The organism is Staphylococcus sp. AC872 (assembly GCF_979255425.1).
Genome location: NZ_CEEDKW010000004.1, coordinates 58,095 through 81,548 on the forward strand (window position 1 = coordinate 58,095; position 23,454 = coordinate 81,548).

At 32.3% G+C, this 23,454-nt stretch carries 22 protein-coding genes; 20 read left to right on the top strand and 2 right to left on the bottom strand.

The genetic code is table 11. The annotated features are described in order from the left end of the window. Window positions 1–117: 117 nt before the first annotated feature. From tarB to tagD, 3 genes are all read left to right on the top strand, one after another. Window positions 118–1,212: a teichoic acid glycerol-phosphate primase TarB gene (gene tarB / locus ACZ267_RS07490; protein WP_002465963.1), complete on the top strand. Its 1,095-nt coding sequence runs from the start codon at window positions 118–120 to the stop codon at window positions 1,210–1,212. After that, on the top strand, window positions 1,209–2,273 hold the full coding sequence (locus ACZ267_RS07495) for a glycosyltransferase family 2 protein (protein WP_015365324.1): 1,065 nt from the start codon (window positions 1,209–1,211) through the stop codon (window positions 2,271–2,273). The genes tarB and ACZ267_RS07495 overlap by 4 nt, the downstream gene beginning before the upstream one ends. 130 nt (window positions 2,274–2,403) lie before the next feature. Continuing rightward, the gene (tagD, locus tag ACZ267_RS07500; RefSeq protein WP_002465978.1) at window positions 2,404–2,802 is read left to right on the top strand and encodes a glycerol-3-phosphate cytidylyltransferase; all 399 of its coding nucleotides are present in this window, start codon (window positions 2,404–2,406) and stop codon (window positions 2,800–2,802) included. Window positions 2,803–2,880: 78 nt separating this feature from the next. Here the strand turns inward: tagD and pbp4 are convergent, their stop codons facing one another. Further along, complete coding sequence (gene pbp4, locus ACZ267_RS07505) at window positions 2,881–4,170, bottom strand: penicillin-binding protein PBP4 (protein ID WP_002465980.1); 1,290 nt, start codon at window positions 4,168–4,170, stop codon at window positions 2,881–2,883. A 193-nt stretch (window positions 4,171–4,363) separates the two neighbouring features. Between pbp4 and ACZ267_RS07510 the strand changes: the two genes are divergently transcribed. The 12 genes from ACZ267_RS07510 to ACZ267_RS07565 all read left to right on the top strand — a co-directional run bounded on the left by ACZ267_RS07510 (window position 4,364) and on the right by ACZ267_RS07565 (window position 17,220). Further along, window positions 4,364–6,091, top strand: a complete 1,728-nt coding sequence (locus ACZ267_RS07510) for an ABC transporter ATP-binding protein (protein ID WP_015365323.1) — start codon at window positions 4,364–4,366, stop codon at window positions 6,089–6,091. A 236-nt stretch (window positions 6,092–6,327) separates the two neighbouring features. Continuing rightward, a complete protein-coding gene (locus ACZ267_RS07515) occupies window positions 6,328–7,557 on the top strand; it encodes a NupC/NupG family nucleoside CNT transporter (protein WP_002465985.1) in 1,230 nt (409 codons plus the stop codon). 497 nt (window positions 7,558–8,054) lie between these two features. Continuing rightward, the gene (locus ACZ267_RS07520; protein ID WP_002465988.1) at window positions 8,055–8,888 is read left to right on the top strand and encodes a YitT family protein; all 834 of its coding nucleotides are present in this window, start codon (window positions 8,055–8,057) and stop codon (window positions 8,886–8,888) included. A 232-nt stretch (window positions 8,889–9,120) separates the two neighbouring features. Then, window positions 9,121–9,921 carry an ABC transporter ATP-binding protein gene (locus tag ACZ267_RS07525; RefSeq protein WP_002465971.1) on the top strand — a complete coding sequence of 267 codons (801 nt, stop codon included), beginning with the start codon at window positions 9,121–9,123 and terminating at the stop codon, window positions 9,919–9,921. 69 nt (window positions 9,922–9,990) lie between these two features. After that, on the top strand, window positions 9,991–10,968 hold the full coding sequence (locus ACZ267_RS07530; protein WP_308880599.1) for a FecCD family ABC transporter permease: 978 nt from the start codon (window positions 9,991–9,993) through the stop codon (window positions 10,966–10,968). Beyond that, the gene (locus ACZ267_RS07535; RefSeq protein WP_002465982.1) at window positions 10,965–11,981 is read left to right on the top strand and encodes a FecCD family ABC transporter permease; all 1,017 of its coding nucleotides are present in this window, start codon (window positions 10,965–10,967) and stop codon (window positions 11,979–11,981) included. The genes ACZ267_RS07530 and ACZ267_RS07535 overlap by 4 nt, the downstream gene beginning before the upstream one ends. A 116-nt stretch (window positions 11,982–12,097) precedes the next feature. Further along, complete coding sequence (gene dhaK / locus ACZ267_RS07540; RefSeq protein WP_015365322.1) at window positions 12,098–13,066, top strand: dihydroxyacetone kinase subunit DhaK; 969 nt, start codon at window positions 12,098–12,100, stop codon at window positions 13,064–13,066. A 30-nt stretch (window positions 13,067–13,096) separates the two neighbouring features. Next, window positions 13,097–13,675, top strand: coding sequence for a dihydroxyacetone kinase subunit DhaL (gene dhaL / locus ACZ267_RS07545; RefSeq protein WP_002465959.1), 579 nt, complete (start codon window positions 13,097–13,099; stop codon window positions 13,673–13,675). Then, complete coding sequence (gene dhaM / locus ACZ267_RS07550; protein WP_002465961.1) at window positions 13,675–14,046, top strand: dihydroxyacetone kinase phosphoryl donor subunit DhaM; 372 nt, start codon at window positions 13,675–13,677, stop codon at window positions 14,044–14,046. The genes dhaL and dhaM overlap by 1 nt, the downstream gene beginning before the upstream one ends. A 103-nt stretch (window positions 14,047–14,149) precedes the next feature. Further along, complete coding sequence (locus tag ACZ267_RS07555) at window positions 14,150–14,650, top strand: hypothetical protein (protein ID WP_002465974.1); 501 nt, start codon at window positions 14,150–14,152, stop codon at window positions 14,648–14,650. Window positions 14,651–14,947: 297 nt separating this feature from the next. Beyond that, a complete protein-coding gene (locus ACZ267_RS07560) occupies window positions 14,948–16,015 on the top strand; it encodes a YkvI family membrane protein (RefSeq protein WP_002465991.1) in 1,068 nt (355 codons plus the stop codon). A 152-nt stretch (window positions 16,016–16,167) separates the two neighbouring features. Beyond that, window positions 16,168–17,220: an alpha/beta hydrolase gene (locus ACZ267_RS07565; RefSeq protein WP_015365321.1), complete on the top strand. Its 1,053-nt coding sequence runs from the start codon at window positions 16,168–16,170 to the stop codon at window positions 17,218–17,220. 125 nt (window positions 17,221–17,345) lie between these two features. Here ACZ267_RS07565 and ACZ267_RS07570 read toward each other — a convergent pair whose 3' ends face one another. Continuing rightward, window positions 17,346–17,852: a GNAT family N-acetyltransferase gene (locus ACZ267_RS07570; RefSeq protein WP_002465993.1), complete on the bottom strand. Its 507-nt coding sequence runs from the start codon at window positions 17,850–17,852 to the stop codon at window positions 17,346–17,348. Between the two features lie 126 nt (window positions 17,853–17,978). Here ACZ267_RS07570 and ACZ267_RS07575 point away from each other — a divergent pair, with 126 nt between their 5' ends. The 5 genes from ACZ267_RS07575 (at window position 17,979) to ACZ267_RS07595 (ending at window position 23,402) form a co-directional block, all read left to right on the top strand. Continuing rightward, window positions 17,979–18,902, top strand: a complete 924-nt coding sequence (locus tag ACZ267_RS07575; RefSeq protein WP_015365320.1) for an NAD-dependent epimerase/dehydratase family protein — start codon at window positions 17,979–17,981, stop codon at window positions 18,900–18,902. 13 nt (window positions 18,903–18,915) lie between these two features. Continuing rightward, a complete protein-coding gene (graR, locus tag ACZ267_RS07580) occupies window positions 18,916–19,590 on the top strand; it encodes a response regulator transcription factor GraR/ApsR (RefSeq protein ID WP_002451014.1) in 675 nt (224 codons plus the stop codon). After that, window positions 19,583–20,623, top strand: coding sequence for a sensor histidine kinase (locus ACZ267_RS07585; RefSeq protein WP_015365319.1), 1,041 nt, complete (start codon window positions 19,583–19,585; stop codon window positions 20,621–20,623). The genes graR and ACZ267_RS07585 overlap by 8 nt, the downstream gene beginning before the upstream one ends. A 138-nt stretch (window positions 20,624–20,761) precedes the next feature. Continuing rightward, window positions 20,762–21,523 (top strand): ABC transporter ATP-binding protein, encoded by a 762-nt coding sequence (locus ACZ267_RS07590; protein WP_002465987.1) that lies wholly within the window; start codon window positions 20,762–20,764, stop codon window positions 21,521–21,523. After that, complete coding sequence (locus ACZ267_RS07595; RefSeq protein WP_002465976.1) at window positions 21,513–23,402, top strand: FtsX-like permease family protein; 1,890 nt, start codon at window positions 21,513–21,515, stop codon at window positions 23,400–23,402. The genes ACZ267_RS07590 and ACZ267_RS07595 overlap by 11 nt, the downstream gene beginning before the upstream one ends. The last annotated feature ends 52 nt before the right edge of the window (window positions 23,403–23,454 follow it).

A 23,454-nucleotide genomic window follows, 5' to 3' on the forward strand; every position in this document is an offset into this window, starting at 1 on the left:
GTTGGTCTACTTTTTTATTTTATGGACAATAAGTAGAGAGAGAATTATTTTCTATCAATCTTGGAATCGTATATAATTTATGAATAAAGATAAAACGAAATAAAGACGGTGAATGAAATGAGAGTTTTAATCAAAAAAATATATATGATCGTCATTACGATATTTAATGTCATTTTTAGAGGACTAAAAGTTAAAAATAGCAATATTGTTGTTATGATGACATTTCCTAAAGATGTATTGCCGATAATCGAACAATTAAGGACTAAAGGATACAAATTAACGGTTATCACGACAGACAAGCATGCGCATCATATTCAACATTTATCAAATGTGACATATATTAAAGCAGGAAATAAAAATGTTATTCAACATATTAAAGCGCTAAGCACAGCAAAAGTAATTCTCATAGATACTTATTATTTAATTATGGGTGCATACCATAAAAAAGCGCAACAAACTGTTATTCAAACATGGCATGCTGCTGGTGCTTTAAAAGATTTTGGGTTAACAGATCATCAAGTGGATTCGAATAATCAAGCAATGGTGAATCAATATCAACGAGTATATTCAGCTACAGATTTATATTTAGTAGGTGGAGAAGAAATGGGGCATTGTTTTAACGAATCATTTGATGCACACCCTTCACAAATGTTACGTTCTGGACTTCCTAGATTAGTTGAATATTTAAATATTGATATTAAAGAAGAACAACAACGATTAAAAGAGCAATATGGTATCCAAGGAAAATTAGCAGTCTATATGCCAACCTATAGGGAAAATCATCAAGCTAACAGACAAATTAATAAAACTCTATTTGAAAAGGCATTGCCTGAATACACATTGCTTAGTCATTTTCATCCGTCTATCAAAAAAGATAAAGAAGAGCACGACTTAGATTCAACATCATTACTTATCATGGCAGATTTAATTATTAGTGATTATAGTTCAATACCAATTGAAGCGAGTTTACTTAATAAACCAACGCTCTTTTATGTGTATGACGAAAAGGAATATGAAAAGGTAAGAGGACTTAACCAATATTATTATGATATTCCTAATACGTATAAAGTGACGACGGAAGAAGCACTTATTGAAAAAATTAAGCAAGATGATAAGCAATTCAAGTCATTATTTAATCACTGGCATAAATACACTACACAAGAAACATTGAATCAAGTAACAAACTATATAGATAAGTTGGTGAAATCATGAAATTAGCGATTATAATGCCTGTATATAACGGACAAGATACAGTAAGAAGAGCGGTCACGTCGATTGATACTAAAGTAGAATTTGAAATTATTTGTATAAATGATGGTTCGACAGATAATACAAAGCATGAATTAACTGAATTACAAAAAGAATTTCCTAATATTAAAGTCATTCATCAAGAGAATCAAGGTGCTGCTAGAAGTCGTAATGTTGGATTAGCAGCTATGGATGACGATACGGATGCATTTATGTTTTTAGATGCAGATGATCAATATTTACCAAGTCGTATAGATGCAATGATACAAACATATGAGAATCACGAGGAAACCGACATTGTGATAGGCCAAATTGGTCGCGACGTTCATGGCGAATGGAAAGTATTTCCTACACATGAGGAAATTAAGAGAGATGAAGTTGTAACACTCGAAAGAAACCCAGAAATACTTCAATCTATAGGTCCTGGTGGCAAGTTGTTTAGTGCAAAATTTGTTTCTTTAAGGTTTGATGAAGATGTTGTATTTTGTGAAGAGCATACATTTATGGTACGTGCTTTTTCTAAAGCACGAGATATTAACCTTATGTCAATCATTGCATATGGCTATAATGAACGAGAAGGCTCGGTGACAGATAGACGTGCAGATACGTTCTTACCATATATGGAAGATGCTATGAAAGTGCGACAACGCGTAATGGAATTATTACTATTAATGAATGAAAAAATTTATTACAGCTATCGTATGGATAATCTTATTGTAAGTTATTTAATCCAAGCACATTTATTAAAAAATAGTGCGATTACGCCATCATTTATAGACAGTGTGACAAAGTATATTAATTTGATGCAAGAGACAAATTATTCAGGTGATGCAATGTTTAGAATTATAGAAGCGGTTGAACAGGGCGGAACACAATGGACTAAAGATCTCTATCAACCATGGAGGCGTACATTGGCAAATGTAGGTATTGGAAGACCAGGATATGTTCGATTTTTAGCACAGACTTTTCCTAAAAAATCAGCATTTTCTGGAAAGCAAAAGTTAAAAAAAGTATTAAAGAAATAATGGTCAATCATCGTATAGATTTTAAAGAGTGACATGATGTTTTAATGAATTAATGGTAAGCCTATACAATTTATGCTACATTAAGAATATAAATTTTTATTAAATATTTAGTTAAGGAGAATCACGTATCATGAAACGAGTAATTACTTATGGTACATATGATTTATTACATTATGGACACATTGAATTATTAAGAAGAGCACGTGAAATGGGAGATTATCTCATCGTTGCGTTATCTACTGATGAATTCAACCAAGTGAAAAATAAAAAATCATATTATGACTATAATCAACGTAAAATGATGTTAGAATCAATTCGTTATGTAGACTTAGTAATCCCTGAAGATGGTTGGGGTCAAAAAGAATTAGATGTTGAACGTTTCGATGTCGATGTTTTCGTAATGGGACACGACTGGGAAGGCGAATTTGATTTCTTAAAAGATAAATGTGAAGTGATTTATCTTAACCGTACAGAAGGTATTTCTACTACGAAAATCAAACAAGAATTATACGGGAAAGACGCTAAATAATAGCGTATTTATAATAAAGGACAAAGCCAAGACGAGATGTCTGTGCTTTGTCCTTTTATTGTTTTGATTGCATGTGGCCTATTTTCTGCGAAAAGCTTGAATGAATAGATGAATTATAATAGATAATACGATTACTAAACCTATAGCGAAGATAATAGCTATAGTAGGATGAGTTTGCCATATACTTTTAGCAACGGTTGTCGCATGATGGAATATGGGTTTATGTACTGTAACCGAAGGTGGTCCATCTTGTTTAGTGATGAATTCACGTTTGTAATCTGCATGTACTTTGCCTTTATCAATGACTAATTGAAAGTCCTTTTTAGTGAAATCTTTAGGTAGGACGTCGTATAAATCTTGTTCTACATAATATGTTTTACCATTAATTTGATGTTTTCCTTTTGATAGGATTTTTTCATATTTATATTGATTAAATGAACGTTCCATTAACGCATTGCCCATCATGTTGCGTTGTTTTTCTCCGCCGATATGTTTATAATCTCCAGCACCTAATATGACTTGGTTGATTCTAAACCCGTTTCGTTTTGTAGTAATCGTATGGTTGTAATCTGCAGTGTCACTAGAACCAGTTTTTAAACCATCTGTACCCGGTAAACTCATGTCGGCACCATCTAATGAATGGTTGAATGTATAATACGTTACACCATGTGTTGTTGGTGCGAGTTGTTTGGTAAAATCTAATATTTTAGGCGTTTCATTAATCACATGTTGGTCTAAAATGGCATAGTCGCGTGCTGAAGTTGTTGTGTTTTCAGTCTTTTTATATTTAGAAGGAGCAAAGCTCTTGAGACGAGTGTTTTCAGCACCTGAAGGATTCACATAATGTGTATCTTTCATACCGAGTTCCTTGGCTTTTTTATTCATTAAATCTGTGAAGTCATTGACATTACCAGATACTTGCTCGCCCAGTATTAGTGCAGCGGCATTACTAGAATTAGAAACGGTAATTTGAAGTAAATCTGAAATGGTCCACTTCTGTCCTGGATAAAGTTTAGTATTACTCAATTCAGGAAGTGTAGACATTTGATATTCACGATCAGTCATTTTGACTTCATCATTTAAGGATAGCTTTTTATCTTTGACAGCTTCTAAAGTAAGATACATTGTCATGAGTTTGGTCATTGATGCTGGATACCATACCTTATCTTTATTGTATTCATAGAGTATTTGGCCGTCTTGACTCACGTTAATGGCACTTTCAGGTTGATACGCTTCAGTTACTTTACTATAACCATTATCGATAGCAACTTGAACTGGGGTAACATCACCATTCTCTGCATTAGCAAAAGGTGTTATAATATTTAATACGAAGAACATCGTTATGATGAGTATAAAGATTCTTTTCATTATTTCTTTCCTTTAACTATAATTTTCAACTAATATATTTTATCATATACATTATTTGTTACATATATGTAAGATGTTGAATTTTTGAAATTTTATTATAGTTGGGAAAGACTTAAATATTTGGGATGCACGAACTTTTATAGTAAGATTGAGCAAAATTTAAAATATGAATATTAATAGAAGAGGTATTATTATGAAACAAACTAACCCTTTATTCTTTTTATTTAAAAGGCTCTCTTGGCCAATTGGGTTAATCATTGCTGCGGTCATTATTACTTCTTTAGGAAGTTTGAGTGGATTATTAGTACCTCTATTTACTGGGAGATTAGTAGATAAATTCTCAGTAAGTACTATGAACTGGAATCTTGTAGCCATATTTGGTGGTATATTCCTACTTAATGCTATTTTAAGTGGTATTGGATTATATTTACTAAGTAAAATTGGTGAAAAAATGATTTATGATATCCGTTCATTATTATGGGAACATATCATTCAATTAAAAATGCCGTTCTTTGATAAAAACGAAAGTGGTCAATTGATGAGTCGTTTGACAGACGACACAAAGGTAATCAATGAATTTATTTCTCAAAAATTACCTAATTTATTACCTTCAGCATTAACGTTAGTTGGATCTCTCGTTATGCTATTTATCATGGATTGGAAAATGACGTTATTAACGTTTATTACCATTCCTATTTTTGTACTTATCATGATTCCATTAGGTCGTGTGATGCAAAAGATCTCAACGAGTACACAAACAGAAATTGCTAATTTTAGTGGTTTACTTGGGCGTGTACTGACAGAAATGAGATTGGTTAAAGTTTCTAATACAGAAAGATTAGAACTTGATAATGCACATACTAATTTAAAAGAAATTTATCGCTTAGGTTTAAAGCAAGCTAAAATTTCAGCGGTAGTACAACCTATTTCGGGCGTGGTGATGTTACTAACTATCGCTATCATCCTAGGTTTCGGTGCTTTAGAAATCGCAACAGGCGCTATCACTGCAGGTACATTGATCGCAATGATTTTCTATGTGATTCAAATGTCTATGCCGTTGATTAATCTATCAACATTGATAACAGATTATAAAAAAGCTGTTGGGGCAAGTCATCGAATATATGAAATCATGCAAGAACCTATTGAACCTACAGAAGCACTTGAAGAGTCAAAAGATGTTGAGGTACAAGATGGTGAACTTGTATTTGATCATGTGAACTTCAAATATGATGTTAAGTCTATATTGAATGATGTGTCATTTAATATACCTCAAGGACAGGTTAGTGCATTTGTCGGTCCTTCTGGTTCTGGTAAGAGTACGATATTCAATTTAATTGAACGTATGTATGATATTGAAAGTGGCGACATTACGTATAATGGTACAAGTATTTTTGATATTCCATTATCTAAATGGCGTACTAAGATTGGTTATGTGATGCAATCAAACTCTATGATGAGTGGTACGATTAGAGATAATATCTTGTACGGTGTTAATCGTTCAGTATCGGATGAAGAACTTATTAAATACGCTAAATTAGCTAATTGTCATGATTTTATTATGCAATTTGATGAGGGTTACGATACATTAGTTGGTGAACGTGGTCTGAAACTTTCTGGTGGTCAAAGACAACGAATAGATATTGCACGTAGCTTTGTTAAAAATCCAGATATTTTATTATTAGATGAAGCTACCGCTAACTTAGATAGTGAAAGTGAATTGAAAATTCAAGAAGCTCTAGAAACATTGATGGAAGGCCGTACAACGATTGTTATTGCACATAGACTTTCTACAATTAAAAAAGCAGGTCAAATTATCTTTATAGATAAAGGACAAGTGACTGGTAAAGGTACACATAGTGAGTTAATGACAACACATGAGAAATATAAACACTTTGTAACATCCCAAAAGCTTGCTGACTAAAATTTTATAATATAAAGCACATACGCTTGGATGAGTGTATGTGCTTTTTTGTATAATTTAAAGATTTAATGAAAAACGTTATTTTAAGTCATTTTTACAAATGGTATAATTAAGCCAATGAGATGGGCTCTGCTTTTGGGGATGGATTTTATCCATGTTATAGAGTCTTATATCTATACATAAGTTACTTTTGTACAACGCGTTGTTAGAAAATTAAATAAATAGGTGGGTGCCAAATGTTTTTATTGATTAATATCATTGGGTTAATTGTTTTCCTAGGTATTGCAGTATTATTTTCGAGAGCACGAAAAGATATACAATGGAAATCGATTATTATTTTAGTCGTTTTAAACTTATTTTTAGCGTGGTTCTTCATTTACTTCCCATGGGGGAAATCAGGAATTAAAGCAGCTGCAAATGGTATTTCCTGGGTAATTGAATCAGCAAATGCAGGTACAGGATTTGCGTTTAATAGCTTTGTTTCTAATAAGCAGATGGATATGGCTGTTAGCGCACTATTTCCAATTTTATTAGTAGTACCGTTATTTGATATTTTAATGTACTTTAATATTCTGCCGAAATTAATTGGTGCGATTGGTTGGGTTTTAGCAAAAATTACACGCCAACCTAAATTTGAGTCATTCTTTGGTATTGAAATGATGTTCTTAGGTAACACAGAAGCACTAGCTGTTTCTAACGAACAATTGAAACGCATGAATGAAATGCGTGTGTTAACAGTAGCGATGATGTCTATGAGTTCTGTTTCAGGTGCGATTGTTGGTGCCTATGTTCAAATGATTCCAGGTGAATTAGTATTAACTGCGATTCCTTTAAATATCGTGAATGCCATTATTGTCGCGTCAATTTTGAATCCAGTTAGAGTAGAAGATAAAGAAGATATTATTTATAGTATTAAAGATCAAGATATAGAGCGTCAGCCATTCTTTTCTTTCTTAGGTGATTCTGTATTAGCTGCAGGTAAATTAGTATTAATTATCATAGCATTTGTGATTAGTTTCGTAGCATTAGCAGATTTAGCAGATCGTTTGATTAACTTAATTACAGGTGGTATTGGTCACTTGATGGGTCTTAAAGGTAGCTTCGGATTAGACCAAATTTTAGGTGTGTTTATGTATCCATTTGCATTATTACTTGGTCTACCTTGGGATGAAGCTTGGTTAGTTGCACAACAAATGGCGAAAAAAATCGTTACCAACGAATTTGTCGTAATGGGTGAAGTATCGAAGACGATTAATACACTTTCACCTCACCATAAAGCAGTGATATCAACATTCTTAGTATCTTTTGCTAATTTTTCTACTATTGGTATGATTATCGGTACGTTAAAAGGTATAGTAGATAAGAAGACAGCAGATTTTGTTTCTAAGTACGTGCCAATGATGTTGTTAGCAGGGATTTTAGTTTCATTATTAACAGCTGCATTTGTAGGCTTATTCGCATGGTAAATTAAAAATTGATGTACACCTCCTATTGCTAAAATCTTTTTCTAGCAATAGGAGGTGTTTTTAATGATGAAAGATTAAGCATAATAAAAACCAAGTATAGTAAGTGAGGAGACACTTGTTATACTTGGCTTTTATGGGAAATGAATATTAATGTACTTGTAACGGTAAGGACTAGGTACAGTTACAGTACTTCGAGCAAAATTTGTTTTGTTACTATAAACAACACAAAGGAGATAACTTCTTTTGTTAAGAAGTTAACATTATTATAGCAAACCGAAAGCTATAAGTAAATTAAAAATTCTGAAAATTTAAAATTATTTTATCCTTCTTATGTTAAACCTACTATTGCATTAGAGATGATTCATTGATTAGTTGAATAACGGGTAATCAAAATATTTCAAAAATATGAATTATTTACTCTAGCGGTGTTGTGGGGGTCTACATGCGTGTGCTAACATTTTGTTAATCATAAAAAATAAATAAAGGGATGTGGTTGCTTGAACAGATTAATACGAGATTTAATATTAGTCATTATTGGTTCGTTTATTTTTTCAGCGGGTGTTAATGCATTCATTATTTCAGGTAATTTAGGTGAAGGTGGGGTAACAGGTCTAGCTATTGTATTGTACTATGCCTTTCACTTATCACCAGCTATTACTAACTTTGTAGTCAATGCTGTTTTAATTGCAGTAGGATATAAATTTTTAAGTAAGCGTAGTATGTATTTAACCATTGTAGCAACTGTCCTTATTTCAGTATTTTTAAGTTTGACAGAATCTTGGCATGTTGAAACAGGAAATGTCATTGTTAATGCAGTATTTGGCGGAACAAGTGTAGGGTTAGGTATTGGTGTCATTGTATTAGCAGGTGGTACTACTGCAGGAACTACCATTTTAGCTAGAATTGCACATAAGTATTTAGATGTGAGTACACCTTATGCACTTCTCTTCTTCGATTTGATTGTTGTAGTGATTTCATTAACTGTGATTTCATTAGATCGTGCATTAGTTACCGTCATTTCATTATATATAGGAACGAAAGTGATGGAATTTGTAATCGAAGGTTTAAATACAAAGAAAGCGATGACAATTATTTCAAGTAAACCAGATGAAGTGGCTAAAGCCATAGATGAACAAGTAGGGCGCGGATTAACCATATTGAATGGACATGGCTATTATACTAGAGAAGAAAAAGATGTCCTTTATGTCGTAATTACGAAGACGCAAGTGTCACGAGCTAAAAAGATTATTAGAAATATTGATAATCAAGCATTTCTAGTCATTCATGATGTGAGAGATGTTTATGGAAATGGATTCCTTATAGATGAATAAATGATGTTATCCATATGCCGTTTTAAGTAGCAAATTTGTTAACTTAGAACGGCTATTTTAATGCTTTAAAAATGAGAAAATGAATGAAATTTATTAGTCAATATATGTGAAAGATGTTATAATGACTCCTGTGATAATGATTATCAATTACAATGATAAATTTAATAAATAACATATTTAATTACAGTTATGTTTTCGATATAGATATAGTAAATAAGAAAGTAGGGGAATTATGAGTCGTTTAAACGGTGAACAAGTAACAATAGGTTATGGTGATACGACGATTATTAATCATTTAGATGTGGAAATTCCAGATGGCAAAGTAACTTCAATTATTGGACCCAATGGGTGCGGTAAGTCTACCTTACTTAAAGCATTGTCTCGTTTGTTATCTGTAAAAGATGGTACGATTAATTTAGACGGAGAGAGTATCCACACACAATCTACGAAAGAAATTGCTAAGAAAATTGCGATTTTACCACAGTCCCCAGAAGTGGCTGATGGTTTAACTGTTGGTGAATTAGTATCTTATGGCCGATTTCCTCATCAAAAAGGATTTGGGCGTTTATCAGATGAAGATAAAAAAGAAATTAATTGGGCGCTAGAAGTGACAGGTACGTTTGAATTTAGACACCGTTCAATCAACGATTTAAGTGGTGGTCAAAGACAACGTGTCTGGATTGCAATGGCATTGGCTCAACGTACAGATATTATCTTTTTAGATGAACCAACCACATATTTAGATATATGCCATCAATTAGAAATCTTAGAATTAGTACAAAAATTAAATCAAGAACAAGGTTGTACGATTATTATGGTATTACATGATATCAATCAAGCTATTCGATTCTCAGATCATCTAATTGCTATGAAAGATGGTGACATTGTAGCAAATGGTGAAACAAATGAAGTGTTAACACAAGATATTTTAGAACGTGTATTTAATATAGATGTTGTGTTAAGTGAAGATCCTAGAACTGGTAAACCTTTATTAGTGACTTATGATTTATGTCAAAAGGCATATTCTTCATAAATTGTATGATTATTTAAAATATATAGAAAAGGTAAAGATATCATGTCAAAACCAAGGCAAAGCGGTTATATGAAATTTGTGTCTTATTTGATAGGTGGAATAATAGTGCTAGCAATAGCACTATTTTTATCTATTTTATTTGGAGATGCAAAAATAGATATACCCACTATTATAGATGCAATTTTCAATTATAATCCAAAAAATCAACAGCATAATGTGATTAGTGAAATTAGAATTCCTAGAGATTTAGGTGCTATTTTAGTAGGCATGGCATTATCAGTTGCTGGTGCGGTTATTCAAGGTGTCACGAAAAATAGTTTGGCGGATCCAAGTTTAATTGGACTCAATTCTGGTGCGTCATTTGGTTTGGCCATAACCTATGCTTTTTATCCAGAGGCACCTTTTACATTACTTATGGTAGCTGGATTTCTCGGTGCATTGTTAGGCGGTTCGATTGTGTTAATGATTGGTCGCTCAAGAAAAGATGGTTTCAATCCGATGCGTATTATTTTAGCCGGAGCAGCTGTTAGTGCCATGTTAACGGCATTAAGCCAAGGTGTTGCGCTTATCTTTAGATTAAATCAATCTTTAACATTTTGGAGTGCTGGTGGTGTATCAGGAACAACTTGGCCTCAAATTATTTGGACTGGACCAATCATTATTGTGACATTGGTGGTTATTCTCGCAATGAGTAGACAATTAACCATATTGAATTTAGGTGAATCTTTAGCCAAAGGGCTAGGACAGAATGTTACCATGATTAGAGTTGTCATATTAGTCTTAGCAATGGTGCTAGCTGGGGTAGCAGTATCGATGGTAGGTCAAATTGCATTCGTTGGATTAATGGTGCCACATATTGTTCGATTTATCATAGGAACGGATTATTCAAAAGTGTTACCTCTAACAGCCATTTTAGGTGGAATATTAATGTTAGTAGCTGATATGTTGGCTAGATATTTAGGAGACGCGCCAGTGGGTGCGATTATTTCATTTATTGGCGTTCCTTACTTTTTATACTTAGTTAAAAAAGGAGGACGCTCAATATGATAGATAGTAAATTACGACGTAAACAAATCATTACATTTGTGATATTTGCAGTGCTCGTCTTCTTAGCGTGTACATGGAGTATCGCTTCTGGTGAATATAACATCCCTGTAAGTCGATTTTTCCAAATTTTGACCGGTCAGGGTGATTATACAGACACACTAATTTTAGTCGACTTTAGATTACCACGTATGCTAATCACTATTCTTGCTGGTGCAGCATTAAGTATGAGTGGTGCGATTGTACAAAGTGTTACTAAAAACCCAATTGCAGAACCAGGCATACTAGGTATTAACGCTGGTGGTGGTTTCGCAATAGCATTATTCATCACAATTGGTCAGATTAAACCAGATAATTTTGTTTACGTTTTACCAATCATTAGCGTCATTGGTGGTGTAGCGACAGCTTTAATTATTTTTATGTTTAGTGTCAATCAAAGACATGGTGTTACACCATCTAGTATGGTCTTAATAGGTGTAGGTATGCAGACTGCTTTATATGGTGGTTCAATAACATTAATGTCTAAATTCGACAAAGATCAATCGGAATTTATAGCAACATGGTTTGCAGGTAATATCTGGGGAGATGAATGGATATTTGTGATTGCATTTTTACCATGGATCATCATCATACTGCCATATTTATTTTATAAATCTAATGAATTGAACATTATCAATACACATGAGCATGTAGCTAAAGGTTTAGGTGTTAAGGTCGGTAAAGAACGCATGGTATTATTCTTTGTAGCAGTAGTACTATCGTCAGTAGCAGTTGCAGTAGCAGGTTCAATTTCCTTTATAGGATTGATGGGGCCGCATATTGCTAAACGTATTGTGGGGCCACGCCATCAGTTGTTTTTACCAATAGCAGTGCTTGTTGGGGCATTTTTATTAGTGTTCTCAGATACATTAGGCAAGGTAATTTTAGAACCTACAGGCGTACCAGCAGGTATCATCGTTGCAATTATTGGTGCCCCTTACTTCCTATATCTCATGTACAAAACCAAAAATGTATAAAATATGTAAATAAAGTGGCATGTGCGTTACATGTCACTTTAATTATATATATAATTGTTAACGCTTTCTTATGTCGATGCTTTATAATGAAAGTGGATAAATAAGGAGGGCTAACTATGAAAAAACTAATTAAAGATAAACAACAATTTTTAAATGATATGCTCGAAGGTATAAAAATTGCTCATCCAGAATTAGAAGTTATCAATGACACTGTCGTTGTAAAAAAAGATAAAAAAACAACTGGTGTAGCTTTAGTATCAGGTGGTGGGAGTGGTCATGAACCAGCTCATGCAGGCTATGTTGCTCAGGGTATGTTAGATGCTGCAGTTTGTGGTGAAGTATTTACCTCACCAACTCCCGATAAAATTTTAGAGGCCATTAAAGCTGTAGACAATGGTGAAGGCGTACTACTCATCGTTAAAAATTATGCTGGAGACGTCATGAATTTTGAAATGGCACAAGAAATGGCAGAAATGGAAGGTATCAATGCTGCTATGGTAGTAGTGAAAGATGATGTTGCCGTTTCTGATATTGAACAAAGACGTGGTGTAGCCGGAACAGTTTTCGTTCATAAGTTTGCCGGATTTTTAGCCGATAAAGGTCTATCTTTAACAGAAATTCAATCTAAAGTAGAAGAGATTTTACCTACAATTAAAAGTATTGGTATGGCATTAACACCACCTATGGTACCTACAACTGGAAAGTATGGCTTTGATATTGATGAAAATGATATTGAAATTGGTATTGGTATTCATGGTGAAAAAGGATTACAGCGTCAACAAATGGAACCAATAGATCAGATAGTGACACGATTAGGCGATACATTATTACAAGAAGTTAATAGTAAAGAAATACTCGTGATGGTAAATGGTATGGGTGGTACACCTTTATCAGAGCTTACAATTGCCACGTCTTATATTAAACAATATTTTGATGCGCATGATATCACTGTCAAACATTGGTATGTAGGCGATTTTATGACATCATTAGACATGCAAGGATTTTCAATTACAGTCATACCGTATTCAGAAATACTTCTAAAAGCATTACTAGCGCCAACGACGAGTAGATATTTTAATATTTAATGAATAAATATACATAAAAGGAGAATCATAATGGATATCCAAAAGATGAAACAACAATTATTGGATTTAGAGACTACATTTAAAGAACAAGAAGATTCATTAACTGAACTTGATAGAGCTATTGGAGATGGCGATCATGGTGTTAACATGTTAAGAGGTTTTGAGAGTTTAAAAGATAAAATAGATGATAGTTCAATGCAAAGTGTATTTAAATCGACAGGTATGTGTCTGATGTCAAACATTGGAGGTGCTTCAGGACCATTATATGGTTTTAGCTTTGTGAAAATGGCTGAAGTTGTAAAAGATGACATTGATCATAATAATTTAGTAGAGTTACTTGAAACATTTGCAGAGGCAATTGCTAAACGTGGTAAGGTAGAACTTAATGAAAAGACCATGTATGATGTTATTGCCCGTGCTTATGAAGCGGTCAAAAAAGGTGAACAAGTTGATTTAAATCGTCTACAAAGCTTTGCAGAAGAAACTGTAGATATGGTAGCAACGAAAGGGCGTGCATCATACTTTAAAGAAGCGTCTAAAGGTTATATGGATCCAGGCGCACAAAGTATGGTTTATGTATTACATGCACTTATAGGAGATGAGGCTTAATGACAACACTTGTAATTATCAGTCATAGTGAACAAATAGCAAATGGTACGAAAGCATTATTACAGCAAATGGCACCGGATGTTAATGTCGTTGCTAACGGCGGTGTGAATGGTGATATTGGTACATCGTTTGAGACAGTTCAACAGTTAATCAATGATTTAGAAGATGATGCCATGTGTTTTTATGATATAGGTTCATCCGAAATGAATATTGATATGGCTATTGATATGTATGACGGGAATTATAAAATCGTTAAAGTGGATGCACCTATTGTAGAAGGTAGTTTTACAGCCGCAGTTAAATTATCAATAGGTGGCAATTTGGCGGACGCTATAGAAGAAGTTAAACAAACAACTTTTAATAATAAATGATTAATTAAGCTTAAATTGATTTTTTGAAATGAAAGTTAAGGATATCTGTGATATGATTAATATTAAATGTACGATAAAATCTGGCTAATAGGAGGACATTGCCATGCAACATCTTATAAAGAAACATGTATTGAATGGCGAGTTTGATTTAGTAAGACAATTGATGTCCGAAACAGATTTTATGGAATTTGAAGAAGCATATATTTCAAGTGCTCATGAAGTAGAAAGTATGATGTTTTATACTTGTATTTTAGACATGATGAAAGTGGAAGAGACAGCAGAATTGCATGACTTAGCATTCTTATTACTTGTTTATCCACTAAGTGACTATGAAGGTGCTTTACATTCTGCGTATTATCATGCAGATTCATCCATAAAAATAACTGACGGAAATGAAGTTAAAAGCTTATTACAAATGCTATTACTACATGCAATTCCAGAGCCTGTTATCTCTGATAAAAAGGCCTTTGATATTGCAAAACGTATTCTTAAATTAGATCCTAATAACAACGTGGCTCGTAATGTATTGAAAGATACAGCGAAACGTATGGATAATGTTGTTGTTGATATAAATGAACTCAATCAACATCGTAACGCACGTTAAAAAATGAATATTAATTTTGATTAATAAAAGTCATTGAGATGAGTCTGATCGTTTCAATGACTTTTTATTGTGAAATTATAAATTATTTTGCATTAAAATAAATGTGATTTTAATAAATAAATTATTGTAGAATTGTTAGAAAAGTATGAATTTTATATTTTGTAGATTAGTGAAAACAGTTGGTATATAAGTCTAAATCACGGATTTAGGCTTTTTTAACATGCATTGAGTTGGGTTGAAATTAAATAACAGTACGTTATAATTCAAAATATGCGAAACGAAGGAGGTAAACTTTTCATGGGGCTCAATAAAGAAGCTATAAAAATTGGTTTCGCCTATGTCGGCATCGTTGTCGGTGCAGGTTTTTCAACCGGACAAGAAGTGATGCAATTCTTTACACCTTATGGCTTATGGTCATACATTGGTGTCCTTTTATCAGGTTTAATTTTAGGGTTTATAGGTAGACAAGTAGCCAAAATAGGAACAGCTTTTGAAGCAACTAATCATGAATCTACATTGCAATATGTCTTCGGCGATAAATTTAGTAAGATTTTCGATTACATTCTTGTATTCTTTTTATTTGGTATCGCCGTTACGATGATTGCGGGTGCTGGATCAGCCTTCCAAGAAAGTTTTAATGTACCCATTTGGTTAGGTGCTCTAATTATGACTGTAGTTATTTATGGCACATTACTATTAGATTTCAATAAAATAGTAAGAGCTTTGGGTATTGTGACACCATTTTTAATTGTGATGGTTGTATTAATTGCAGTGTACTATTTGTTTAATGGATCTATACCATTGAATAAAGTTAATGATACTGTAGATAAGCCAAACATCATTTTAGGTATTCTTAAAGGTATTCAATATGGTGGTCTTGCATTTGCAGTAGGTTTTAGTACAGTTGTGGCAATTGGTGGAGATGCATCTAAGCGAAAAGTTTCAGGTGCAGGTGCGTTATTTGGTGGTATTGTTTATACTATTCTATTAGCGCTAATTAACTTTGCATTACAAGCAGAATACCCACAAATTAAAGATGCAGCTATTCCTACACTGAATTTAGCAAATGAAATCAATCCATGGATTGGATTAGTTTTAACAATTATTATGTTGGCAGTAATGTATAACACTATATTAGGGTTATGTTACTCATTTGCAGCACGTTTCACTGAACCATATAGTAAAAAATATCATGTGTTCATTATTATAATGATGATTGCGGCCTACATTTTAAGTTTCGTAGGATTTGCTGATTTAATAAACTATTTATATAATATTATGGGTGTAGTCGGTTTATTTATAGTTGTTGCCGTACTAATCAAATATTATAAACGTAAGAGTGATGACAAAAAACATATTGCATAATGATATGTAATTTGATGTACTTTACAATTAAAAGCGATTGATTTAATCTTAAAAGCAATTCATCTTTTTAAATAGAAGGTGAATTGCTTTTTTAATGTAATTATTATGCCAATTAATAATATAAGTGAGCATTGATGAGAGGATTATCCGTCATGAAGGCAAAACATAAATGGTTGTTGATAACTGTCGTTGTTATTTTAATAGTAGGTACTAGTACTGGTCTGTTATTGAAAAAACATTATGATCATGAACACCGACAACAACAAAATAAAGAAAAAGTCCAAATAAATAATAAAAACGTGAAAGTCTTACAGAATATTTCTTATGGTCAAGGCATACCTAATAGTAAATTAGATATTATTATGCCATCTGATATGAATAAAGATAGTAAGTTACCAGTCATCTTTTGGATGCATGGTGGTGGTTTTATTGCTGGTGATAAACAGTATAAAAATCCTTTACTATCCAAAATAGCTGAGCAAGGTTACATTGTGGTAAACGTCAACTATGCGTTAGCGCCTCAATATAAGTATCCTACACCTATTGAACAAATGAACAAAGCTGTCAAATTTATAAAAACGAATGAACATGATTTGCCTATTGATTTTGATCAAGTCATTATAGGTGGTGATTCTGCTGGCGCACAATTAACCAGTCAATATGTTGCTATGCAAACAAATCAATCGTTACGTGATGAAATGAAATTTGAACCCGAATTTAAACCTTCTCAAATTAAAGCAGCGATATTCTTTGGTGGTTTCTATGATATGAAGACAGTTAAAGCTACAGAGTTTCCTAGGATCCAATTATTTATGAGAAGTTATACAGGTACAACAAATTGGGAGAGTAATTTTAAAAACTTATCTCAAATGTCTACGATAAATCAAATAACTAAAGATTATCCGCCTACATTTTTATCAGTGGGTGATGCGGATCCATTTTATAGTCAGAACATAGATTTTTATAAAAAATTAAAAGAAAAAGATGTGCCAGCTGAAACATTATTTTATGATGGTTCACATCACTTACACCATCAATATCAATTTCATTTAAATAAACCAGAATCCAAAGAGAATATTAAACGGGTACTCTTATTCTTAAGTAGAAACACATCTTCTTCAGGTGTTGAACGAAACAATCAATCTAATCACAATGAAAACAATAATTTGAATAAAGATGTACAATTAGACCCATTTAGTGAATAAATGAAGCAAAACACCGTAAAACGACAACAATAGTCGCTTTACGGTGTTTTTATACATGATATATCGTTATCAACTTATTTCATCTAATTATATGATAAAATTCAATATGTAATTATCATAAATAATTAATTTAAAATTTTAGCCATCACGTATTCATTATAATATTTGTTGTTAATATACAACTTATCTTTTAGTTCGCCTTCAATTTGGAATCCAGCGCTCTTAAATAAGTTAACAGCTCCATCATTTTCAGGTACTACTGTTGCTTCAATTCGACGGATATTATGATTGAGGGACCAGGCTTCTATCGCATTAATTAAAGTTTGTCCGACGCCGTCTTTTTGGTACAGTTTTTTTACACCTAGATAAACAATCGCTTCATGACGTGTACGTTCATATGTTTCAGTACCTACAAAACCGTATCCTACAAGTTGATCATTACTTTCGACAACGAAAATCGCCTTAGAAGAAGAGGTAATATAATCTTCTAAGCGTTTAATCACTTCGTTAGTACTAGGTGCATATTCACCAGGATTGTAAAATGTGAATTCTGATTCATCATAGATTTTAGTAAGTAAGTCTATAAAATTGTCTACGTCTTTTATACTAATTTCACGAATAGCGTGAGGCATGAAAACACTCCTATATTCATTTAAGTTTCTGCTACTTCTATATTATAATATAAATAAGTTAAGTTTGCTTTGAATCGTGTAATTGCACACGATGGAGTGTTCATTATACACAAGGGAGTTTAAAATATGAAACCAAAAGTACTTTTAGCAGGTGGCACAGGCTATATTGGAAAACATTTAAGTTCAGTCATTGAAAATGATGCCGATTTATATGTATTGTCCAAGTATCCTAAACCAGAACATGTTAATGCAACCGATATGACATGGTTACAGAGCGATATTTTTAATTATCAAGATGTTGTTGAAGCAATGAAAGAGATAGATATAGCTATTTTTTATTTAGATCCAACGAAAAATTCAGCAAAATTAACGCAAGCAACAGCGCGAGATCTTAATTTAATTGCTGCTGATAACTTTGGTAGGGCAGCGGCAGTGAATCATGTTAAAAAGTTAGTATATATTCCGGGAAGTCGAAATGATAATCAAACGATGGAACGTTTAGGCGCTTATGGTGTACCTGTAGAGCGTACGAAACTGGAAATTAAACGTCCACATATCAATGTCGAATTGCAAGTATCTAAGTACGATGATGTTAGAACAGCTATGAAAATGGTTTTGCCTAAAAAATGGACACTTAATCAAGTTGTAGAATACTTTTTTAATTGGTTAGATAAAACCAAAGGAACGATTGTTAAGACGTATCATAGTGATGACCATTATTATATATATTTAAAAAGTAAAAACAAACCATTGGCTATTTTTAAGAAAGTGTTAACAGAGGAAAATCTTATCACTTTATATTTAGTTGGAGGTAAGTTAGTAAAATCCAATGCGAAAAAGCAAGGTAAATTAGAGTTTCGATTGTTAAAAAATAATGCAATCGTTATAGTTCATCTATATGATTACATTCCTAAAATGTTTTGGCCTGTATATTATTTTGTTCAAGCGCCACTACAAGGTATTATGATGCGTGGATTTGAAGTAGATTGTCGCATCAAACATTTTCAAGGACGAGTTCAATCTGGAGAAAAAATTAAATACACAAAATAATAAGGTGATATGAATGCAAATATTATTAGTAGAAGATGATAATACATTGTTCCAAGAACTAAAAAAAGAGTTAGAACAATGGGATTTTAATGTGGTTGGTATAGATGATTTTGGAAATGTTATGGATACATTTGAAGCATTTAATCCAGAAATTGTTATTCTAGACGTGCAATTGCCAAAATATGATGGCTTTTATTGGTGTAGAAAAATGAGACAAGTGTCTAATGTACCTATTTTATTCTTATCATCCCGAGATAATCCAATGGATCAAGTCATGAGCATGGAGTTAGGTGCTGATGATTATATTCAAAAACCATTTTATACCAATGTTTTAATAGCTAAACTCCAGGCGGTTTATCGCAGAGTATACGAATTTGGTGTTGAAGAAAAACGTACATTGAACTGGCAAGATGCTGTAGTAGATCTATCAAAGGATAGTATTCAAAAAGGTGATCAAGCTATCTTTTTATCTAAAACAGAAATGATCATTTTAGAAATGTTAGTCAATAAAAGAAATCAAATTGTCTCACGTGATACGCTAATCACCGCATTATGGGATGATGAAGCTTTTGTAAGTGATAATACCTTGACTGTCAATGTCAATCGCTTGAGAAAGAAACTATCTGAAATAGGTATGGACAGTGCGATAGAAACTAAGGTTGGTAAAGGATATATGGCACATGAATAATTTAAAGTGGTTTTGGTTATTCGTTAAATCGCGATTAAATTGGATCTTATGGATTGTATTTATCAATCTAGTTATGATCGGAATTTCGTATATAGATTATGATATTGCAGCAGATAGTGTTTGGTATATCGTAGTTTTGAACTTAGGTATGAGTGTATTATTCATTATTTTTACGTTTTTCAAAGAATCTAGGTTGTCTAAGCACTTTTATAAAAATAAAGAAATAGAAGAAATTAAACATAAAGATTTAGCTGAAACACCATTTCAACAACAAATCGTAGACTATTTATATCGAAATATAACATCGCAAAAAGATAAGGTATTAGCGCAACAGGTACAAATCAAAAACCATGAACAAAGTATTACAGAATTTGTTCATGATATTAAAACACCAGTAACAGCAATGAAGTTATTAATTGATCAAGAGCAAGATTATAAACGTAAACAAGCATTGTTATATGAATGGTCGCGTATTAATGAAATGTTAGATAAACAATTATATTTAACAAGGTTAGAAACTCAAAATAAAGATATGTACTTTGACTATGTATCTTTAAAACGAATGGTTATAGATGAAATTCAGTTGACGCGTCATATTAGTCAGGCTAAAGGTATTGGATTTGAATTGAATTTTACGGATGATTTTAAAGTTTATACAGATTTAAAATGGTGCCGTATGATGATCAGACAAATATTATCTAATTCATTAAAATATAGTGAAGATAATATGATCGAAATGAATGGTAAATGCACAGATCAGCATATCGTATTAGAAATAAAGGATTATGGACGGGGTATAAGTAAGAAAGATATGCCAAGAATTTTTGAAAGAGGTTACACGTCAACAGCTAATAGAAATGAAACGACGTCCTCAGGTATGGGTTTGTATTTGGTTGATAGTGTTAAATCACAATTAGGAATTGAAATTAAAGTGGAATCTAGCGTAGGAAAAGGAACTACTTTTAGTCTCATATTCCCACAACAAAATGAAGTGATTGAACGCATGTCTGAAGTGACAACATTGTCATTTTAAACATGCGTTTTGTTACACAGAATTAGCGCATTTGTTATATACAATCGTTATAATAATATTGAATAGTTATGCGTTTCATTATATCTACAAATGATGTGGCATCAACGATAAACAGTTGATAATCATAGGAGTGTTAAAGTGGCAATATTAGAAGTAAAACAATTAACAAAAATATATGGGAATCAATATTCACCGCAAGAAGTGTTACACGATATCAATTTATCAGTTGAAAAAGGTGAATTTATCTCGATTATGGGGCCATCTGGTTCAGGAAAAACAACCTTATTGAATGTACTCAGTTCCATAGATTATGCAACGCGAGGATCGATTAAATTAAATGGTCAATCATTAGATAAATTATCAAACAAAGCTTTATCAAATATTCGTAAAAAAGACATTGGGTTTATTTTCCAAGATTATAATGTCTTGCATACCTTAACTGTAAAAGAAAATATTATGCTACCATTATCGGTGAAGAAAATAGATAAACAAGAAATGAAACAGCGATATGATCGAATCGTGGAGGCATTAAATATTAGTGATATCAGTGATAAGTATCCATCTGAATTGTCAGGAGGACAAATCCAAAGAACGTCTGCCGCTAGAGCCTTTATTACTAACCCGTCAATTATCTTTGCTGATGAACCAACAGGAGCATTAGACTCTAAAAGTACACAAGACTTATTAAAACGACTGTGCAAAATGAATGAGAAATTTGATACTACAATTATAATGGTTACACATGATCCAGTAGCTGCCAGTTATTCAAATCGAGTAGTTATGTTAAAAGATGGAAGAATATTTACAGAAATTTTCCAAGGTGAAGATGATAAACAAACCTTTTATAATGAAATTATTAGAACACAAAGTGTACTTGGTGGCGTGAATTATGACCTTTAAAGAAATTATTTTTAAAAACTTCCAACAAAAGTTTTCGCATTATGCCATATATTTATTTTCTTTAGTGATTAGTGTAGTACTGTATTTTAGTTTTATTACTTTAAAATATGCACATCATTTACATGGCAACCAGAATTATCCAATCATTAAAGAAGGCTCTCAAATAGGTAGTTATTTTCTATTTATCATTATTATCGTATTTATTTTGTACGCGAATTTGTTATTTTTAAAACGGAGAGGTCGTGAATTTGCCTTATTGCAAACAATCGGTCTTTCAAGATTCAATATTTTACAAATGATTATGATTGAACAGTTACTTATTTTTATAGCGACTTCTATTTTAGGTATTATCATCGGTATTTTTGGATCTAAGATACTATTAATGATTGTTCTAAGATTACTCGGTATTAACATTACTGTTTCAATCATTTTCAGTGTGTCTGCTATTTTACAAGCAATTTTATTAATTGTTGTGGCATATATTTTAACCATAGGTCAAAGCTATTTTTATATAAGGAGACGTTCGATTATAGAATTAGCCTCTAATATGACTAAGAGAGAAATCAACCATAATCGTTTTACAATTGGTGAATTAATTTTAGGTGTATTAGGCGTTCTTATGATTCTGACAGGTTACTATTTATCGACTACAGTTGTTCAACATTTTAATAGTATTTTTCAACCGTTTGTCATTTTAATATGTACTGTGATTGGAGCATATTTCTTTTTTAGAAGTACTGTTTCTTTAATTTTTAAAGCAATTAAAAAAGTGAGACAAGATACAGTAAGCGTCAACGATGTGATGTTTACTGCACCAATTATGTATCGTATAAAGAAAAATGCATTTTCTTTAACTGTTATGACAATTATTTCTGCTATTACTGTATCAGTATTGTGTTTTGCAGCGATTAGTCGTGGGACGTTAACCAATGAAGTTCTATTGAATTCGCCACATGATGTGACATTAAAAGATAAAGAAAAGGCAAATGAATTAGCATATGAATTAAACAATAAAAATATTGAGCATTTTTATAATTATAAAGAAGTTGTTTATAGTAAGCTGTTTAAAGATAAATTATTTGAAAAAGGCATTGCTAAACCATATGAAGTATCTGTAACAAGTGACAAGTATATCCCTAATGTTGAAGTGTCGAAGGGTTACACAGATATTATTGTACCTGAAGGTAAAGTGAGTGATGTCATGAAATATAAGAAACACGGTGCAACACAATTAGGTACACATCAACACGCCATCAAGGTTAAATTAAATAAAGAAATAAACCAAGTTTATTTTATGAGCGATGTTGATTTAGGAGGGCCTACTTTAGTATTAAATGATAAAGATTACCAATACTTGAGAAATCATGCTAAAGCTAAAGATATTGTGTCTCAATATGGATTTGATATTAAGCATAAAAAGGATATGCCGGAATTGCAAAGCGCGGTAAAAAATGTAGATAAAAATATTGAAACAAGAAGTGAAGCGGCAAGTGAAATTTCTAGTTTAACGGGTGTATTACTATTTGTTACATCATTTTTAGGGATCACATTTTTAATTGCTGCAGGCTGTATCATATATATTAAGCAAATCGATGAAACAGAAGATGAAATAGAAAATTATTCTATATTGCGTAAATTAGGATTTTCACATCGAGATATGGCAAAAGGTTTGAAATTAAAGGTTCTATTTAACTTTGCATTACCATTAATCATTGCTTTATTACATGCTTATTTTGCTTCATTAGCATTTATGTCATTATTAGGTGCGACCAATCAAATCCCTATATTTATTGTTATGGCAGTGTACACAGCCATCTATGCTGTATTTGCTCTAACAGCGTATAACCACTCTAAAAGAACAATTAGACATTCAATTTAAGATTAATAAAAAAGGATTTCATTGTGATTATAAAATGTACAATGAAATCCTT

Coding starts and splice junctions, on each gene's coding strand:
- tarB (WP_002465963.1), top strand. CDS start 118: ATGAGAGTTTTAATCAAAAAAATATATATGATCGTCATTACGATATTT.
- ACZ267_RS07495 (WP_015365324.1), top strand. CDS start 1,209: ATGAAATTAGCGATTATAATGCCTGTATATAACGGACAAGATACAGTA.
- tagD (WP_002465978.1), top strand. CDS start 2,404: ATGAAACGAGTAATTACTTATGGTACATATGATTTATTACATTATGGA.
- pbp4 (WP_002465980.1), bottom strand. CDS start 4,170: ATGAAAAGAATCTTTATACTCATCATAACGATGTTCTTCGTATTAAAT.
- ACZ267_RS07510 (WP_015365323.1), top strand. CDS start 4,364: ATGAAACAAACTAACCCTTTATTCTTTTTATTTAAAAGGCTCTCTTGG.
- ACZ267_RS07515 (WP_002465985.1), top strand. CDS start 6,328: ATGTTTTTATTGATTAATATCATTGGGTTAATTGTTTTCCTAGGTATT.
- ACZ267_RS07525 (WP_002465971.1), top strand. CDS start 9,121: ATGAGTCGTTTAAACGGTGAACAAGTAACAATAGGTTATGGTGATACG.
- ACZ267_RS07530 (WP_308880599.1), top strand. CDS start 9,991: ATGAAATTTGTGTCTTATTTGATAGGTGGAATAATAGTGCTAGCAATA.
- ACZ267_RS07535 (WP_002465982.1), top strand. CDS start 10,965: ATGATAGATAGTAAATTACGACGTAAACAAATCATTACATTTGTGATA.
- dhaK (WP_015365322.1), top strand. CDS start 12,098: ATGAAAAAACTAATTAAAGATAAACAACAATTTTTAAATGATATGCTC.
- dhaL (WP_002465959.1), top strand. CDS start 13,097: ATGGATATCCAAAAGATGAAACAACAATTATTGGATTTAGAGACTACA.
- dhaM (WP_002465961.1), top strand. CDS start 13,675: ATGACAACACTTGTAATTATCAGTCATAGTGAACAAATAGCAAATGGT.
- ACZ267_RS07555 (WP_002465974.1), top strand. CDS start 14,150: ATGCAACATCTTATAAAGAAACATGTATTGAATGGCGAGTTTGATTTA.
- ACZ267_RS07560 (WP_002465991.1), top strand. CDS start 14,948: ATGGGGCTCAATAAAGAAGCTATAAAAATTGGTTTCGCCTATGTCGGC.
- ACZ267_RS07565 (WP_015365321.1), top strand. CDS start 16,168: ATGAAGGCAAAACATAAATGGTTGTTGATAACTGTCGTTGTTATTTTA.
- ACZ267_RS07570 (WP_002465993.1), bottom strand. CDS start 17,852: ATGCCTCACGCTATTCGTGAAATTAGTATAAAAGACGTAGACAATTTT.
- ACZ267_RS07575 (WP_015365320.1), top strand. CDS start 17,979: ATGAAACCAAAAGTACTTTTAGCAGGTGGCACAGGCTATATTGGAAAA.
- graR (WP_002451014.1), top strand. CDS start 18,916: ATGCAAATATTATTAGTAGAAGATGATAATACATTGTTCCAAGAACTA.
- ACZ267_RS07585 (WP_015365319.1), top strand. CDS start 19,583: ATGAATAATTTAAAGTGGTTTTGGTTATTCGTTAAATCGCGATTAAAT.
- ACZ267_RS07595 (WP_002465976.1), top strand. CDS start 21,513: ATGACCTTTAAAGAAATTATTTTTAAAAACTTCCAACAAAAGTTTTCG.